Annotated in this window: 17 protein-coding genes and 1 pseudogene; 9 read left to right on the top strand and 9 right to left on the bottom strand. The window is 57.3% G+C overall.

Translation table 11 applies throughout. The features are described 5' to 3' along the window. Positions 1–117: 117 nt before the first annotated feature. From ACVW0B_RS11400 to ACVW0B_RS11415, 4 genes are all read left to right on the top strand, one after another. Positions 118–660 carry a hypothetical protein gene (locus tag ACVW0B_RS11400; RefSeq protein ID WP_011433119.1) on the top strand — a complete coding sequence of 181 codons (543 nt, stop codon included), beginning with the start codon at positions 118–120 and terminating at the stop codon, positions 658–660. Positions 661–708: 48 nt separating this feature from the next. Further along, positions 709–1,272, top strand: coding sequence for a helix-turn-helix domain-containing protein (locus ACVW0B_RS11405; protein WP_414344372.1), 564 nt, complete (start codon positions 709–711; stop codon positions 1,270–1,272). Continuing rightward, entirely contained in the window at positions 1,272–2,864 is a 1,593-nt protein-coding gene (locus ACVW0B_RS11410) for an Hsp70 family protein (protein WP_457491723.1), read from the top strand. The genes ACVW0B_RS11405 and ACVW0B_RS11410 overlap by 1 nt, the downstream gene beginning before the upstream one ends. A 334-nt stretch (positions 2,865–3,198) precedes the next feature. Beyond that, entirely contained in the window at positions 3,199–4,620 is a 1,422-nt protein-coding gene (locus tag ACVW0B_RS11415) for a 1-acyl-sn-glycerol-3-phosphate acyltransferase (RefSeq protein ID WP_457491724.1), read from the top strand. An 83-nt stretch (positions 4,621–4,703) separates the two neighbouring features. Here the strand turns inward: ACVW0B_RS11415 and ACVW0B_RS11420 are convergent, their stop codons facing one another. From ACVW0B_RS11420 to psbE, 7 genes are all read right to left on the bottom strand, one after another. After that, a complete protein-coding gene (locus tag ACVW0B_RS11420) occupies positions 4,704–4,970 on the bottom strand; it encodes an ARPP-1 family domain-containing protein (RefSeq protein ID WP_457491725.1) in 267 nt (88 codons plus the stop codon). A gap of 304 nt (positions 4,971–5,274) precedes the next feature. Then, positions 5,275–5,388 (bottom strand): photosystem I reaction center subunit VIII, encoded by a 114-nt coding sequence (locus tag ACVW0B_RS11425; protein WP_011433114.1) that lies wholly within the window; start codon positions 5,386–5,388, stop codon positions 5,275–5,277. 38 nt (positions 5,389–5,426) lie between these two features. After that, entirely contained in the window at positions 5,427–5,897 is a 471-nt protein-coding gene (locus ACVW0B_RS11430; protein ID WP_011433113.1) for a photosystem I reaction center protein subunit XI, read from the bottom strand. Positions 5,898–6,423: 526 nt separating this feature from the next. Then, positions 6,424–6,543, bottom strand: coding sequence for a photosystem II reaction center protein J (locus ACVW0B_RS11435; RefSeq protein ID WP_011433112.1), 120 nt, complete (start codon positions 6,541–6,543; stop codon positions 6,424–6,426). Between the two features lie 141 nt (positions 6,544–6,684). Further along, the gene (locus ACVW0B_RS11440; RefSeq protein ID WP_011433111.1) at positions 6,685–6,810 is read right to left on the bottom strand and encodes a photosystem II reaction center protein L; all 126 of its coding nucleotides are present in this window, start codon (positions 6,808–6,810) and stop codon (positions 6,685–6,687) included. A gap of 5 nt (positions 6,811–6,815) precedes the next feature. Next, positions 6,816–6,947, bottom strand: a complete 132-nt coding sequence (gene psbF, locus ACVW0B_RS11445; RefSeq protein ID WP_011433110.1) for a cytochrome b559 subunit beta — start codon at positions 6,945–6,947, stop codon at positions 6,816–6,818. Between the two features lie 76 nt (positions 6,948–7,023). Further along, complete coding sequence (psbE, locus tag ACVW0B_RS11450) at positions 7,024–7,269, bottom strand: cytochrome b559 subunit alpha (protein ID WP_011433109.1); 246 nt, start codon at positions 7,267–7,269, stop codon at positions 7,024–7,026. 317 nt (positions 7,270–7,586) lie between these two features. Here psbE and ACVW0B_RS11455 point away from each other — a divergent pair, with 317 nt between their 5' ends. Continuing rightward, positions 7,587–9,278, top strand: coding sequence for an S-layer homology domain-containing protein (locus tag ACVW0B_RS11455; protein ID WP_457384332.1), 1,692 nt, complete (start codon positions 7,587–7,589; stop codon positions 9,276–9,278). An 18-nt stretch (positions 9,279–9,296) separates the two neighbouring features. Here the strand turns inward: ACVW0B_RS11455 and ACVW0B_RS11460 are convergent, their stop codons facing one another. After that, entirely contained in the window at positions 9,297–11,024 is a 1,728-nt protein-coding gene (locus tag ACVW0B_RS11460) for a Ppx/GppA phosphatase family protein (RefSeq protein ID WP_457491726.1), read from the bottom strand. 192 nt (positions 11,025–11,216) lie between these two features. Here ACVW0B_RS11460 and thrS point away from each other — a divergent pair, with 192 nt between their 5' ends. Continuing rightward, positions 11,217–13,028 carry a threonine--tRNA ligase gene (gene thrS / locus ACVW0B_RS11465; protein ID WP_414406755.1) on the top strand — a complete coding sequence of 604 codons (1,812 nt, stop codon included), beginning with the start codon at positions 11,217–11,219 and terminating at the stop codon, positions 13,026–13,028. A gap of 107 nt (positions 13,029–13,135) precedes the next feature. Further along, a pseudogene (locus ACVW0B_RS11470) lies at positions 13,136–13,465 on the top strand (heme ABC transporter ATP-binding protein); the annotation flags it as partial. Here the strand turns inward: ACVW0B_RS11470 and ACVW0B_RS11475 are convergent. Continuing rightward, complete coding sequence (locus tag ACVW0B_RS11475) at positions 13,433–13,597, bottom strand: hypothetical protein (protein ID WP_457491727.1); 165 nt, start codon at positions 13,595–13,597, stop codon at positions 13,433–13,435. The pseudogene ACVW0B_RS11470 and the gene ACVW0B_RS11475 overlap by 33 nt on opposite strands. A gap of 146 nt (positions 13,598–13,743) precedes the next feature. Here ACVW0B_RS11475 and fmdA point away from each other — a divergent pair, with 146 nt between their 5' ends. Continuing rightward, positions 13,744–14,949, top strand: a complete 1,206-nt coding sequence (gene fmdA / locus ACVW0B_RS11480) for a formamidase (protein ID WP_414341590.1) — start codon at positions 13,744–13,746, stop codon at positions 14,947–14,949. Between the two features lie 40 nt (positions 14,950–14,989). After that, the gene (locus tag ACVW0B_RS11485) at positions 14,990–15,265 is read left to right on the top strand and encodes an FmdB family zinc ribbon protein (RefSeq protein ID WP_041438561.1); all 276 of its coding nucleotides are present in this window, start codon (positions 14,990–14,992) and stop codon (positions 15,263–15,265) included. Positions 15,266–15,271: the final 6 nt, after the last annotated feature.

Raw genomic sequence — 15,271 nt, forward strand, 5'->3', positions numbered from 1 at the left:
AAGACTTCTTTACTACTGATCAATCCATCCTCCTTCCGAAGTTGGTTTGCTAAGTGCTGCTATTGTACCCCTTGAGCCCTTAACAGGCTGTAGCTACAGATTAGAGCAATCAAAACCATGAAGTCTGCTGCTCGCCTAGCTTGTCTGCTTGCTGGACTGATCCTAGGAGCGGGGATCCCCGTCATTGCTCCCGCCCCCGCCCTTCCCGTTGCCCAAGCCGGTTTCCGGCCCTATCTCAATGCCCGTTTCGGCTACCGCATCGACTACCCGGCAGACTTCATTCCGCAAGGGGAATCGGACAACGGCGATGGCCAAGTGTTTCTCGGTCAAGACGGGGCTGAGCTGCGCGTTTGGGGTGGGTACAACATTTTTCAAGCAACGCCCGCCAGCGCCCTGCAGGAAGAACTTCGCCGCAGCCGGGAAAACCAACGCCGGGTTACTTACCAAGCTGTTGGCCGGGATTTCTTTGTGGTCTCCGGCTACGAGCCCGTTCGTGTCAGCGGTGCGGAGCCCTTTGGCCAGCGGATTTTCTATCTCAAAACAGTTGTCCGCCCTTCGCTGCAAGCTGGCTTTGAGTTCGTGTACCCGGCCAGCCGGCGCGAGCGCTATGACCGAGATGTGGAAGCTATAGCCCGTTCCCTGCGCCTTGCCGATCCCTGAGCTAGACCCAAGTTGGGGCATGATCGTAGGGATCCCTGGCAAAACCCAATGGCCGAGAGACCGCTGGATAGTTGGCTGCAGGAACGCATGCGGGTTGTTGGCCTGTCTTCTTGGCGGGCTTTACAGGCCCAGGCCGGGATCAGCCGCCGCGCCCTTGATCAGGTGCGCCAGGGGAAGTGGGGATCCCTGCGCCTGGAGCAACTGCAAAAGTTGGCTGCCGCTCTGCAGTGGGATTTGGGATCCCTACTGCGCCTCAACGGGAATGACAAAATGGGAGCCACCGATTCCTCAGAAGTCCTCTTCTCTCTGCTGCAGCCGCTGCTGACCAGCTACCCCACTGTCCGCCAGATTGCCCAGCGCAAGCCCGATTGGCCGGCCCAAAACGTGACAGCTCTGTTTCGCTCCTTAGACGCTCTGCTGCAGCGCTGGGGGTATGAGCCCATCGGCAACCCCCTGGAGTCCGTCCCCTTTGATCCGCAACTGCATCAACCGGATCAGCTGGATATTCAAAAGGGGGATCCCGTTTACATTCGCTTTGTCGGCTACCGCCGCGGTGACCACATCCTCTGCCCAGCCAAAGTCAGCCGTTCCCTGCCTGGAGGATTGAGCTGATGGCACCTGCCCCCAAAGCGACCCTAGCCATTGATTTTGGCACCAGCAACACGGTGGTGGCAGTTTGGGATCCCGCCCAAGCAGTGCCCCGTCTCCTCACTCTTCCCGGCCTCTCTCGCCCAGACCACTCGGCTATTCCCAGCTTGGTCTACGTGAAGGGAAAAGGCCAGCTCCTGGTGGGGGAAACCGTGCGCGCCGGTCGGTGGGGGGCAGTGGATCCGCAACGGCTGTTTCAGGGGTTTAAGCGGGACTTGGTGGCGGAGTTTGTCCCTCCGCCGCGAGTTCTAGATGGAGAGCGCTACGACGCCGAGAGGGTGGCCCAAGCTTTTTTGCAGACGGTGATGGAAGCTGTCCCGAAAGAACACCTGCAGCCGCAACAGCTGGTGTTCACCGCCCCTGTCGGCTCTTTTGAGCGCTACCTCAATTGGCTGCGGGGAGTGGCCAGTGCCTGTGGCTGGGATCCCGTTCAAATTGTCGATGAAGCCACGGCAGCAGCCCTGGGCTATGCGGTTGGCCAGCCGGGATCCCTAGTGCTGGTGGTGGATTTCGGCGGCGGTACCTTGGATCTCAGCTTGGTGCGCACCCTCGCTCCCCAAGCGGGTAGCCCTGTCCTCAAAGCGGAGGTGATCGCCAAGGCCGATGCCTATGTGGGCGGGGTGGACATCGACATTTGGATTGCCGACTACCTACTGCAGCAACTGGGGCTAAGCCGACAGCAAATTGGAGCTCTGGGCTGGCTCAACCTCCTGGAGCAGGCGGAACAGCTCAAGATCGCCCTTTCCACTCAGATGGAAGCGGTGGGCAGTTGGTTTGACGACGAAGCCCTCACTGCCCATGAGTTGAAGTTAAGCCGGCAGGAGCTGGAAGAGATCCTGGAAGCTCGTCAGCTTTTGGATCAAATCCGCCAGTGCCTAGACGACGTTCTCCTCACCGCCCAGGCGAGGGGATTGGGCAAGAACCAAATTGAGCAGGTGCTCTTGGTAGGAGGCAGCTCCCAACTGCCAGCAGTTCAAGAGCTGCTGCGCTCCTACTTCGGCAAAAAGAAAGTGCGCTGCGAACGCCCCTTCGATGCTGTGGCCCTGGGCGCCCTGCAGGTGGGCCGCCAGGTGAAGCTGGAGGATCGCCTGCACCACAGCTATGCCCTCCGCCTCTGGGATCCCTTGCAGAAAAGCTACATCTACTACCCCCTCTTCGAGCAGGGCAGCCCCTATCCCTGCCGACGGGCTGAGCCCTTGATCCTGCAAGTGGCCAACGACGGACAAACGGAGATTCGCCTGGAGGTGGGCGAAGTGGCCCAGGTGGCCCAATCGGAAGTGGTTTACGACGAGCTGGGGCGGATGAGCAGCCGGCAGCTCACCCGGCAAACCGATTTCCGATCCCTAGCTCCTCTTGGATCCCTGCCCATTCGCCTCAGCGAGACGGAGTCCTTACCGGTTTGTCTGGCCCGTTTGCAGCCCCCTGGCCGCGTGGGAGAGGATCGCCTTCGCGTCGAATTTGCCATTGATAGCTCGCGGCGCTTGTTGGTCACCATCACCGACCTGCAAACTCAGGCGCTCTTGGCAGAGGCCCAGCCTGTAGCCACCTTGAGTTAAGAGACGAAAGTAGAGAGAAGAGAGCGTCTTCACTGCAACGGAAGACAAAGAAAGCAATGTAAAGGGCACGACATGGCCACGATTCCCAACTCTCATCTCCCCTTGTGAGAGAGGGGTCGGGGGCTTGAGGAGAGTAGAGAGCGGTTGCGCCGACGGCGTGGGGTCTCAGGGGAAGGATCTCAATCATTGATATTGTTGATATTGATTATTGATTGAGAATGGCTGCATATCCAGTGATCTCTGTAGCGACTTGATGAATAATCTGAGCGATGGGATATGAATCTGATTTGCGTTTAACTACACTTCTTCTCTTGAGCTACCTTGGGAACAAATCTTGCTCTTGTCACCACCGCCCCATTTTGCCCGTCCTCCCCTCGACTTTATTCCGCCCGCCTATAGCGCCTGGGTGCTACGGCTCGTCCACGGGATCCTGCCCCTGCTCTTGCGGGTGAGGGTGCGGCGCTGGCTTCCTTCCGGCATTGCCAAAATCGAGGCCACAGGGGCGGAGATCTTGGCGCGGCTCTACCACCAGTTCCAGGAGGGTCAAATTCGCCTAGTCCTGGCTTTCCGACATGTGGAGGTGGATGACCCGCTGGTGGGCCTGTACGTTCTATCTCGCCTGGTGCCCGAAGCCGCCCGTCGACAAGGGATCCGCCTTCGAGAACCCCTTCACGCCCATTTTCTCTACGACCGGGGCATGCCCCTCTGGGGAGGGGAATGGCTGGGGTGGCTGTTGTCTCGCCTGGGCGGGATCCCTATACGCCGCGGTCGGAGGGTGGATCGGGTGGCGCTAAAGGCGGCCCGGCAACTGCTCCTGGATGGGCAATTTCCCTTTGCAATCGCCCCAGAAGGAGCCACCAACGGCCACAGCGAACGGATCAATCCCCTGGAACCGGGAATGGCTCAGCTGTGCTTTTGGTGCGCCGAGGACCTGGCCAAAGCTGGTCGCTCAGAGACCGTCATTTTGCTGCCCATTGGCATTCGGTACTACTACACGGATCCCTCCTGGACGAAGCTGGAGCGCCTGCTGGCGCGCCTTGAGCACCTGAGTGGGTTGACGCCTCCGAAGCCAGAGCCAAGATCCTCCAGGAGCCCCAACCTTCGCTACACCCAGCGGATCTGCCGCCTAGCCCAGCATCTCCTGGGACAACTGGAAGCTTTCTACGACCTACCTCCCTTCATCTCTGGGAGAGATGAAGAAGAACCACGGATAGAGCAGAGGCTAGCCCCTGGCCACTTTAACGCTCGCCTGGAGCGGCTGCTCCACAGAGCCCTGGAAACCGCAGAGACCTACTTTGGCCTATCTCCCCAGGGGGATTGGAACAGCCGCTGCCGCCGCATTGAAGAAGTCGCCTGGATCCAGATTTACCGAGAAGAATTGCGGCATCCTGGATCCCTGTCTCCCCTGCAGCGGGGGTTGCTCGACTGGAAAGCCCACCAGGCAACGCTCTACCTGCAGCACATGCGCTTGGTGGAAAGCTGTGTAGCCGTCCAGGAAGAGTATTTGCTGAGCAAACCCTCTTTTGAGCGGCTGGCAGAAACTGCCCTCATTCTATTTGATGTGCTGGCCCGCCTTCGAGGGGAATCCTACCCGGCCCGCCCTCGCCTAGGCTGGCGGGGGGTTCACGTGACCGTCGGGGATCCCATCTCCGTTAGCGAGCGGTGGGAGCAGTACCGCCAAGGCCGCCAGGCAGCCATGCAAGCGGTTCTGGAGTTGACTCGTTTCCAGTTTTTTCCAGTTTTTTCCAGTTTCTAGGGATCCCCCAAAGGGGGAACCAGCTTAGGTGAGAAGCCTGGCACTACTGCCGAGAGACTGCTGAAAGATAAACCACCTTCCCGTCATGGAACAGAGCTGAGCCTTGGTCGCCCCGCTGGGACTCTGCTCGGTACTCCCAGCAGCAATAGGAACTCACTGTGGTTTTCCACAACCAGGTGAGGTACTGCTCCGGCCTCGCTCACCTCGGTGATGGTTGCTTCCTTGGTTTGCAGTTCTGGAAGGCGATAGGCAACTTCCTGCTCCCCCTGAGAAAAGAGAGGGAAAACCTGGAAACTGCCCTCTTGAATGGGATCCCCAATACGCAGGGTTGGAAAGTTAAGGCTGGCCATCGACTCCTCCTTCTCGTTGAAGTTGCAAGGGTGTTGCGGAAGCTGCCCTTCCCCTTGTTGGCTTGGGATCAGCTCGCCGGATCCTGCTCCAATCTAAAGTCCTTTGGAAATGCTCCCTTCCTAAAAAAAAGAGGTGAGGGGACAGCCTTCGCCTTTCGGGACTCTGGTAGCGCGGATGGAAATCATCCTGACCAAAAGAGAGGGATCCCTAAAAAAGGGATCCCTGCCTCAATATCTGGGGTTGATCTCTAGCCTGAAATAATTGAAATTAATCAGCACTAGTGAGTATCAAAGCACTCCGGGACTAGTCCCGCTCAATGTACAAAAAAAGCACTGCCATGCCCACTGCAGGAAGCAGCCAACCAACAATGGGGATAAAAATCCAAGGAAGATAAGCAGCAGCGTAAGAACCGGTCATGATTTTGCTCCTCTCAAGTGACTTGACAAACTTGACAACTAATTTACCAGCCCTCGAAAGATGGCGTCGATCCCGGCAAAGTTCTCCAGCAGGAAATAGGCAGCAAACACTCCACCCATACCTCCCAAGAAAAATCCTGCCGTCAGATCCCCCCAACCCCGAGCTGTAGCCAGAGGAGCGGCCCCCGGTGTTTCCGGCTTGTTTCCGAAGGTAACGCTGCCATAGGCCGACATGCAGGCGGTTCCCAGCAGCACAATCGCCATCGCCGTAACCAGCCCGCCTAAGTTAGCTGCCTCAGGGTAATCCCGCAGCGGCCCCAGCACAATTTCTGGCCCTACCAAGAAATAGCCATGGGCCAGCCCAATTTCTAGACCCCGCAACAGCGGCGATAAGCCAGGACGGTTGATGGGGAGATTGTTGATAAACAGACGGGTGACAGGAGAATCGCTGATGGGCGTCGAAAGATGCCCCTCGCAGGGATCGTCGTTAAAGGTGCGAATGTAATCCATGTCCGAATGTCCTGCCTGGAATTTTGCGATTCATTCTACGGGGCCTAAGTTACCCTCTCGGCAACCACCACCCGGATCGTTAAAAAAGTTCATGCTCGCTTAACACAGAGATAGCTCTTCTAAATAAGTTTGAGACATAAGTTTGAGACATTCCCTCGCAGAACCTGTCCTCAGCAATTCGCGCTCTTGCCCATGATCCCTGACCTGCTAACGCGAACTTCACCCTCTCCAGGGGGAGAAGAGAGAAGTCCAGATTCACCGCCTGGTTGTAACCAGTGGTGAGGAATAGCGGCAGCTTTTTCGGACTGTGTATTGAGTATTAAGTTGAGTATTAAGGTCTGCAATGAAGTGGGATCCCTGCTGGGCAAGGGATCGATATTGCGCTGTGGTAGGTAGCCCCGAAAAAAGTGGTAGATACACTGGCCATGGGTCAACAAAGCCTAACTGAATTCGGCTAGGTCGTAAAAACCATGGGACCCTTTACCCCTACCTATTGGGGGCTACTACCAGACCGAAAACCTCCAACCTACAGACTAGAGCCTAGGCCCACATAGGAGCCATAGAAAAAGAGCCCAACTACCGTGATCACACCCAAACCGGCAACCACAGCCACTATCCACAAAGGGATCCTTGCTTGACTGGTCATAGCAACTGGTCTCCAAAAAAGACAGAACTAGCAGCAATTACATTCTCAGTAAACTTAGCAAAGGGGAGCAAGGGCTAGCCAAAAGCCAGCATTGCCCCCTGCGCTCTTTCCCAACTCCAAGAGCAGAGTGGGATCCTGGCCTCAGTTGAGAAAATAGCTGGAGAACAACAGCCCAACCACAAACACCAGCAGCAAACCCAAGTAAAGGGAAGTGCGGTTTAGCTCGACAGGTTGGGAGTTGGGATTCCTTTCGGGTTGATCAGCCATTGGGTTCACCGTTGAATAAACTGCATTGCAGCAATAGCTCCCAAGAAGAAAACAGTTGGGATCGCCAAGGTATGTACCGCCAGCCAACGGACGGTAAAAACAGGGTAAAAAACGGGTTCATCAGATTTAGTGGCCATAGATATCACCCTACGCAAAAAGCTCAATCAACTTACAAATTGCAACAACGAATAGTCCACTTACCCACGGGCACTCCTAGCGAGTCAGCCTCTCCAGCTCCTCCAGAGCATTGAAGCGATCGCTAACGATCGGCAACTCCTGGCGCTCTGCCGTGAAATACTCATTGGGGCGCGGGGTGCCAAAAATATCATAGGCCAGGCCAGTGCTCACAAAAAGCCAGCCTGCCAAAAACAAAGCGGGAATGGTCAGGGCGTGAATAACCCAGTAGCGGACACTGGTAATGATATCGACAAAAGGTCGCTCTCCGGTGCTGCCAGCCATGAAACTCCTCCCTAGGGTAGGGGCAAAAGTGCTTTCTGAACTTTCTGAGTCTATAACACAATGATAAGGATTTGGATGCACAACTACAAGTTGCAAAGTTGCAAGACATTCGCTTAGCCCCTTTGCTGCCAAGCCGGATCCCGTCTTGCATAGGTAAAATCTCCTAAGGGATCCCTGCGGCGAACCTTCTTACCCGAGTTTTCAGAATCTCACTGCCAAAGGGCGCAATCCCAAGGGGCATCGAGGGCTTGAGGATGGGGCGGAAGTTTGAGATAAGCTGGCCCTGAGGGGATGTTGTTGGAACAGGAGTGACAGCTATGCGGTGCTCGTGGCCCCTAGCTCTGAGCTTGTGTTGGACGCTGGGCTGGTCGGGTGTCAGCTTGCCGGCTTGGTCCCAAGGGGTGGAGCAGCAAGCCTCGCTGGCCTGGACCGACCCCTACGTGGCGGCTCTGGAACGTCAGACAGATGTGGTGATCACCCAAGAACCCCTGTCAGCCACCCTGACCCGTCTGGAATTGGCCCAGTGGCTGACGGAGTTTTTCGGCTACATTCCCAATCCCAACCAGGTGCAGGAGATTCGCGACCTGGAGCCCAACACCCCCGACTATTGGACTGCCCAAGCCGTGCTGCAGGCGGGGGCCATGCGCCTATACGAGGGCAACGAGTTTCGCCCGCAAGGGGATATCACCCACCTGGAAGCCCTGGCCATTTTGGTGCGGGCTCTGCAATTGCCTGCTCCCACCCAGGCCGACATTGAGCGCTGGATGGCTCTGTACACCGATGCGGCTGATGTGCCGGAGGTAGGGCGGGCTTTTGTGGCCATGGCAGGCGAAGCGGGGCTGCTGGTGAATGTGCCGGATCCAGCTCGTCTTCAGCCCAATCGCGTGCTGAGGCGAGCAGAAGGGGCGGTGTTGTTGCATCAGGCCCTGGTGTATCGCGGTCAGCTTCCGCCCTTGCCACCCCCTGTGGCCCAGTTGCGTCCCTCCCCAGCCCGGGTGGCCGAGACTGTCCAACCCGAAATCTTCCAAACGCGGATCACTCCCGAGGGAGGAAGTGTTCCTGCAGGGGGAACCTTGACCATTGAAGCGCAGGCCACTCCCAACGGCAGGGCTACGGTTGATATCGGCGGCGTGGTTCAGGGCCTGCCGATGCAGGAGGTGCAGCCCGGCTACTACCGCGCAGTTTATAGCCTTGGTCCTCAGGATGCCGTCTTTGGCCCCGACATCAGTATTCAGTTGACCCTCAATGGCGTCAGTACCCGCGTTCAACGGCGGCTACCTCAACTGGCCTTGGGCAATGTTGCTCCTCCGCCAGTGGAATCAGTATTTCCGCCCCCGGCTCCTCTGCCGCAGCCGTCCCCTGCCCCTTTGACTGCAGCCGGCAATCGCTATCCGCGCATTGAGGCCATTCGCTTGGATCCCCAGCGCGACTTGGTGGAAGGGGACATTCTCACCATTGCCATTTGGGGGGAATCTGGAGGGATCGCCCAGTTTGATCTGGGGAATCTGGCCCTGAACCAGCCGATGCGGGAGGTACGACCCAACCACTACGAAGGCACCTACGTGGTAGCCCCCACCCACCAGGCCAACAATCCCACCTTGCGGATTGTGCTCACCAAGGACGGCCTCAGCCAGGAACATCGGGAGATTTTTCCTTTTTCCATCGATGGCTCCAGAGGAACCCGCTCCACCATTCAGCCGGTTTCCGCACCCGTCGCCACGGGACTGCCCCAGATTTTCAGTGTCACCACCAACAGCACCAATCTGCGCATGGGAGAAATTCTCAAAGTCACCATGCGAGGGGATCCGGGGGGGCGGGCTGCTTTTCGGATTGTTGGGGTAACGCCGGAAGTCGAAATGCGGGAGGTGGCGCCGGGCCTATACGAAACCCAGCAGCAGTTGCCCTTCAACATGCAGCCGGTCAACAACGGCATCATCGAGGTGATTTTGCAAAGAGGGGGCCAAAAGACCACCCAAACCAGCCCCTCGCCCATTACCATCGCCCCTTAGCTAGGATCCCCGAGAAGGCTAAACTGCTGCCTCAAAGGGATCGGCGCTGCGCTGGATCTGGGTAGAGAGCTTGGGGATTACCTGCAGGTTGAACTGTTGCTCGAAGACTTTTTTCTTCTCGTTTAAGCTCCACAACTCTAGGGCACAGTCGTCCTTGGGATGCCTGGGATCCAAAATCAACTCCATGCGGCGGGGGCCTTCTCCCAGGAGCTGAAAACGGCAGTGCAGGGCTTGAATGGCCTGCAGGCGGCGGCGATCCAAAGCACAGGCTATGCGCAGCAGGGGGCTCAGTTCCAGCACCACTTGGCGATCCCGCTCGTCGCTGAGGCGCTGGAAGTTCTCGTGCTTCTTCTTGGGGGGCGACTTGCGGTGGTAGCGGGCCAAGTTGGCGATCACCTCCACCTCTTCTTCGTTGAAGCCCAAGAGTTCTCCATGGCGGATCAGGTAGTAGGAGTGCTTGTGGTGGGCGGCATGGCTGATGAAGTGGCCGCAGTTGTGCAGCATGGCCGCCGCCCAGAGAAGAGCCCGCTCCCGGGATCCCCAGCCATGCAGGATGCCGCGGGTTTGATCGAAAAGGCTGAGGGCAAATTCGGCCACCCGTTCGGCATAGGGCAGCTCCACCTGATATTTTTCCGCCAGCTTGAGCACACTGCGCCGCCGCACCGAGCTGTGGTAGCGCAGCCGATCCTCAATCAGCCCTTGGCCGATCATCCAGTCCACGATCAGCCCTTCCCGCAGAGCCCGTTCGCAAAACTGGATCCGCTCCACCCCCAGCAGGGTCATCACTTCTTCCAAGATGACCGCCCCGGCTAGGATGATCTCCCCCCGCCTTTCCCCCAGGCCGGGCAGCTTTTGCCGTTCGGCCACCGTGAGGGAGCGCAGCTCTTTGATGTAGCCGCGCAGGGCTTCCAGGCTGAACTCATACCCCTGCAGGCGATGGGGGAGAGCGCCCAACCGACGGCGGGCATCCAACTGGGCCAGGCACTCGACGGTGCCAGAGGTGCCCACCAAAGGCAGGGATCCCTGTTGTTGTGAAGAGGCAAAGATCCGCTTCATCTGCTCGATGGGGGATTCCAGCATGCCGCGGATGTGCTGGCGCAGGGCTTGCAGTTCGGCAGAAGTGGGCGGGTCGTGGTGCAAAAAAGCCTGGGTCAGACGCACTGCCCCTACCTTGACGCTGCGCAGAAACTCCGGCTCTTGGCCATTGCCCAAAATCAGCTCGGTGGAGCCGCCACCAATATCCACCACCGCGTGCAGCCGGTTGTGGAACTCCATCGCCGAGAGCACCCCCAGGTAGATACGGCGGGCCTCTTCCTGCCCCGAGATTAACTCCACCCGCAGGCCCAGCTCCCGTTCAATCCGCTTCAAAAACTCCAGCCCATTGGGGGCCTCGCGCACAGCACTGGTAGCCACGGCAACAATATCCTGCACCTGAAAGCTCTCAGCAATACGGCAAAACCGTTCCAGAGCCGTCCGGGCCCGCTCCATGGCTGCAGGCGTGAGGGCGCCCGTCTGGCTGCAAAACTCCCCCAGCCGGACGGTGGCTTTTTCGCGGGAGATGAGGGTGAAGCTGGGGATACGGGGATTGATGCGCACCACCACCATGTGGAGAGAGTTGCTGCCCACATCGATGGCGGCCAGAACGGGGGCCGCCCAAGATTCAGGACGAGAAGCCGGGCCGGTTTCGGAAACTGGGGGAGCAGAGGCGACAGAGCGTTCCGTGAAGTTGGTGGGCGAAGAGATCATGGCTCGGGTAAGGGGGTCAACCCCTTTAGGATACTGTGTACTTTCCCCCCTTGTTCCGGGCCGAGTCGTGAGGTGAGGTTCGCGGTTGACTCGGCAAACAGGGGAATTGATTAGCTGGGGATCCCTGCCGCTCTCGCCCCAGCCTAAGATAGGGACACAGTATTTGATTTGTTTGTTTCAAAGTAGGTTCCGATGTCTCAGCCAGCCGAATCACCTCAGAAGGCCAACAGCACCCTCAAACTGCTGCGCACTCACGAGTCTCCCAAACTGGAGCGCATCCGCCACACCACTTCCCATGTCCTGGCTATGGCGGTGCAAAAGCTGTTTCCCAAGGCCCAGGTGACCATCGGCCCCACAACCGACTACGGCTTCTACTACGATTTTGACCATCCCGAGCCCTTCACGCCGGAAGATCTGGATCGCATCAAAAAAGAGATGCAGGCAATCATCAAAAAGGGCCTGCCGGTGATCCGCGAGGAGGTGAGCCGTGAAGAGGCCAGGCGCCGCATCGAAGCCCTCGGAGAACCCTACAAGCTGGAGATCTTAGACAGCATTCCCGAAGGGGAGGTCATCAGCATTTACCACTTGGGGAATGAATGGTGGGATCTCTGTGCCGGTCCCCACGTGGAAAACACCCAAGAGCTCAACCCCAAAGCTTTCGATCTGCTCAGCGTGGCCGGCGCCTATTGGCGGGGGGACGAGACCAAGCCGCAGCTCCAACGCATCTACGGCACCGCCTGGGAGACCCCAGAGGAGCTGAAGGAATACAAGCGGCGGCTGGAGGAGGCCAAACGGCGGGATCACCGCAAGCTGGGCAAAGAACTGGGTCTCTTCCTGTTTTCCGATGAAGTGGGTCCGGGCTTGCCCCTTTGGACTCCGAAAGGAACTACCCTACGCTGGGTGCTGGAGGATTTTCTCAAGCAGGAGCAGCTCAAGCGGGGCTACCTGCCGGTGGTTACCCCTCATATTGCCCGTGTGGACTTGTTCAAGATCTCCGGCCACTGGCAAAAGTACCGGGAAGATATGTTCCCCATGATGGCGGAGAATGAGCAGGATCGCGCAGCCGAACAGGGCTTTGTCATGAAGCCGATGAACTGTCCTTTTCACATCCAAATCTACAAATCCGAGCTGCGATCCTACCGCGATTTGCCCCTACGATATGCCGAATTCGGCACCGTCTATCGCTATGAGCAATCGGGGGAATTGGGAGGTCTGACGCGAGTGCGTGGCTTTACGGTGGACGATGCCCATTTGTTTGTTCGCCCCGATCAATTGGAGGAGGAGTTTCTCAAGGTTGTCGATCTCATTTTGGTGGTTTTCGATAAGCTCAAGCTCAAGGATTTTCGCGCCCGCCTCAGCTTCCGGGATCCCAAGTCTGACAAATATCTGGGATCCCCTGAGGACTGGGACAGGGCCGAGAATGCCATCCGTCGCGCTGTAGAGAAGCTCTCGATGCCCCATTTTGAAGGGATCGGCGAAGCAGCCTTCTATGGGCCAAAGCTGGATTTTATTTTCCGCGACGCCCTGGATCGGGAGTGGCAACTGGGCACGGTGCAGGTGGATTACCAAAACCCACAGCGCTTTGATCTGCAATACGTAGCTGAGGACGGATCCCGGCAACGCCCGGTGATGATCCACCGCGCTCCCTTTGGCTCGCTGGAGCGGCTGATTGGGATCCTCATCGAAGAATACGCTGGGGATTTTCCCTTCTGGCTGGCCCCGGAACAGGTGCGTATTTTGCCCGTTTCCGATCAGTATCTGGGCTACGCCACCCAGGTGCGGGATCAGCTGCGAGAGCAGGGGATCCGCGTCCACATCGATGCCGACAGCGATCGTTTGCCCAAAAAAATCCGCAATGCCGAGAAGGCCCGGATCCCTTTCATGCTGATCGTGGGGGAACAGGAACAGGCGGCAGGAACGGTGAGCGTGCGCCAGCGCCATGGACAGGAGCTGGGATCCCTGACGGTGGCAGACTTCCTGGATCAGGTGCAGGCGCTCAACTAGCCGGTTGCGGCAATGGAGGGCAGTGGAGTTTTCAGAACTTGAGGATCCCAGATGCCGGGGAGCTCAAGAAAGGGCCTGAATGTCCCTTTCTAAAGAAAAGCCAGCCGACGGCCGTGTTGACGGCCCGCCGCTATTCTGGGGGCAATGCCCAGAAGATCGTTGTGGGGCGGGAGCTTTCCTGTGGATCCAAGGTGCTGGTGGCTGCCCAACCGACGCGGGGGGTGGATGTGGGGGCCATCGAGGCCATTCATCGGCGCATCCTGCAGGCGCGGGATCAGGGCATGGGGGTGCTGCTGGTGTCGGCGGATTTGAATGAGGTGATCAGCTTGTCGGATCGCATTTTGGTGATCCATGAGGGCCACCTGGTGGGAGAACTCACGCCTGAAGAGGCCACCGAAGAGCAGCTAGGGCTGCTGATGGGCGGGATCCAGCATTAGACGAGGCCGGGGGCAGCTTGAGAAGGAAGATCCTGCCGCTCGTTCTTGGGCTAGGGCTGCTCGCCGTTGTTCCAACTCTTGAGGAGAGATGCGCCCGTAGGTGACGCTCATCTCGGCCAGGCGCTGGATCATGTTCTGCCGCAGCATCTCTTCGCGGTAATTGTAGATAACAGCACTATGAATTGTAGCTCTTACTACAGTATTAGCTTCTCTATTGGAGATAGGCTTTTGTGCATTCAAAGTCTGACCGCAGAGTGATGACTCAAGGATAGGATCCCATGCCCAAAACGCTGTTTAAAGTTGACCTGACTAAGCCAATGGATCAACAGGATCTACCGGGTCACAACCGCTGGCATCCTGATATTCCCGCTGTGGTTTCTGTAAACCCTGGCGAGGTATTCCGAATTGAGTGTAAAGACTGGACGGATGGGCAAATCAAAAACAACGATGATCCTTCCGACATTGAGCAGGTTGACCTAAGCGTTGTCCATGTTTTGAGTGGGCCTATTTGGGTTAACGGCGCCCAGCCTGGAGATATCCTGGTTGTCGATCTGTTAGACATTGGGCCACTGCCGGGAGACGAGTGGGGGTTTACAGGTATTTTTGCCAAAGAAAATGGAGGGGGATTCCTCACCGATCATTTTCCCAACGCGGCCAAAGCCATCTGGGATTTTCAAGGCATTTACACCACTTCCAGACACATTCCCCATGTGCGCTTTGCCGGCATCATTCACCCCGGCCTCATTGGCTGTGCCCCATCTCACGAGTTGCTGGCGGCTTGGAATAAGCGGGAAGCTGAGCTGGTCGCTTCGGCTCCCGATTTGCGCACTTACGGCGCGGGGCTATCCGGCAATCAGCCTGTGCTGGCCGCCTTGCCCAATCCCAAGAACGCAATTTTGGGAACTTTGCCCAAGTCAGAGTATGAGCGGGTTGCTGCTGAAGCGGCTCGGACGGTGCCCCCGCGAGAGCACGGCGGTAATTGCGATATTAAAAACCTGTCTAAAGGAACACGGATCTACTTCCCGGTTTACGTGGAGGGTGCCAAGCTGTCGATGGGAGATATTCACTTCTCGCAAGGGGATGGGGAGATCTCTTTTTGTGGCGCTATTGAGATGTCGGGCTACATCGATCTCCACGTCGATCTAATCAAGGGTGGTGTTGAGAAGTACGGATTGGTTAACCCCATTTTTAAGCCCGGCCCTGTTGAGCCACGTTACTCGGAATACCTTGTGTTTGAGGGCATTTCTGTGGACGAGCTTACAGGTAAGCAGCATTATATGGATGTTCACATTGCCTATCGACGCGCCTGCTTAAATGCCATCGAATATCTGAAAAAATTCGGCTTTACGGGAGAACAAGCTTATCTGCTGCTCAGTTCTGCACCGGTGGAGGGCAGAGTGAGTGGGATCGTCGATATTCCCAATGCTTGCTGTACGGTGGCTGTTCCTACGCAAATCTTCGACATAGATATTCTCCCTAGGTGAATGTTATCCGATGCCTCGTTCAAGGGGGTGGAATAGGAAGATGCCGCTGTATGAGTTTAAGTGTCAAACCTGTGGGGAGTTTGAGGTATGGCGGCCCTTATCTCAATATCGAGATCCGGCCTATTGTCCTTCTTGCAATCAGGAAGGGAAACGTCTCATTTCAGTTCCCATGGTTCAGCTTTCCAGCTCTTTGCCTATTTCAAAGGGGGGAAGAGAACCCAAACTGATCAAGCGTGAACAGCACTCAAATTCTGATCCAAACTCGCCAAAATATCGCTCCCAATCTTGTGGGCGACCTTGGATGTTGCACCATTAGTTATTA

It is taken from the genome of Thermostichus sp. MS-CIW-23 (assembly GCF_054059455.1).

Excerpts from the sequence above, each read along its gene's own strand:
- ACVW0B_RS11475 (WP_457491727.1), bottom strand. The coding sequence starts at position 13,597 with ATGATCCAGCGCCTGGCCGAGATGAGCGTCACCTACGGGCGCATCTCT.
- ACVW0B_RS11440 (WP_011433111.1), bottom strand. The coding sequence starts at position 6,810 with ATGGCTGATCAACCCGAAAGGAATCCCAACTCCCAACCTGTCGAGCTA.
- fmdA (WP_414341590.1), top strand. The coding sequence starts at position 13,744 with ATGCCCAAAACGCTGTTTAAAGTTGACCTGACTAAGCCAATGGATCAA.
- ACVW0B_RS11435 (WP_011433112.1), bottom strand. The coding sequence starts at position 6,543 with ATGACCAGTCAAGCAAGGATCCCTTTGTGGATAGTGGCTGTGGTTGCC.
- ACVW0B_RS11400 (WP_011433119.1), top strand. The coding sequence starts at position 118 with ATGAAGTCTGCTGCTCGCCTAGCTTGTCTGCTTGCTGGACTGATCCTA.
- ACVW0B_RS11420 (WP_457491725.1), bottom strand. The coding sequence starts at position 4,970 with ATGGCCAGCCTTAACTTTCCAACCCTGCGTATTGGGGATCCCATTCAA.
- ACVW0B_RS11460 (WP_457491726.1), bottom strand. The coding sequence starts at position 11,024 with ATGATCTCTTCGCCCACCAACTTCACGGAACGCTCTGTCGCCTCTGCT.
- ACVW0B_RS11410 (WP_457491723.1), top strand. The coding sequence starts at position 1,272 with ATGGCACCTGCCCCCAAAGCGACCCTAGCCATTGATTTTGGCACCAGC.
- psbE (WP_011433109.1), bottom strand. The coding sequence starts at position 7,269 with ATGGCTGGCAGCACCGGAGAGCGACCTTTTGTCGATATCATTACCAGT.
- thrS (WP_414406755.1), top strand. The coding sequence starts at position 11,217 with ATGTCTCAGCCAGCCGAATCACCTCAGAAGGCCAACAGCACCCTCAAA.
- ACVW0B_RS11405 (WP_414344372.1), top strand. The coding sequence starts at position 709 with ATGGCCGAGAGACCGCTGGATAGTTGGCTGCAGGAACGCATGCGGGTT.
- ACVW0B_RS11430 (WP_011433113.1), bottom strand. The coding sequence starts at position 5,897 with ATGGATTACATTCGCACCTTTAACGACGATCCCTGCGAGGGGCATCTT.
- ACVW0B_RS11425 (WP_011433114.1), bottom strand. The coding sequence starts at position 5,388 with ATGACCGGTTCTTACGCTGCTGCTTATCTTCCTTGGATTTTTATCCCC.
- ACVW0B_RS11485 (WP_041438561.1), top strand. The coding sequence starts at position 14,990 with ATGCCGCTGTATGAGTTTAAGTGTCAAACCTGTGGGGAGTTTGAGGTA.
- ACVW0B_RS11455 (WP_457384332.1), top strand. The coding sequence starts at position 7,587 with ATGCGGTGCTCGTGGCCCCTAGCTCTGAGCTTGTGTTGGACGCTGGGC.
- psbF (WP_011433110.1), bottom strand. The coding sequence starts at position 6,947 with ATGGCCACTAAATCTGATGAACCCGTTTTTTACCCTGTTTTTACCGTC.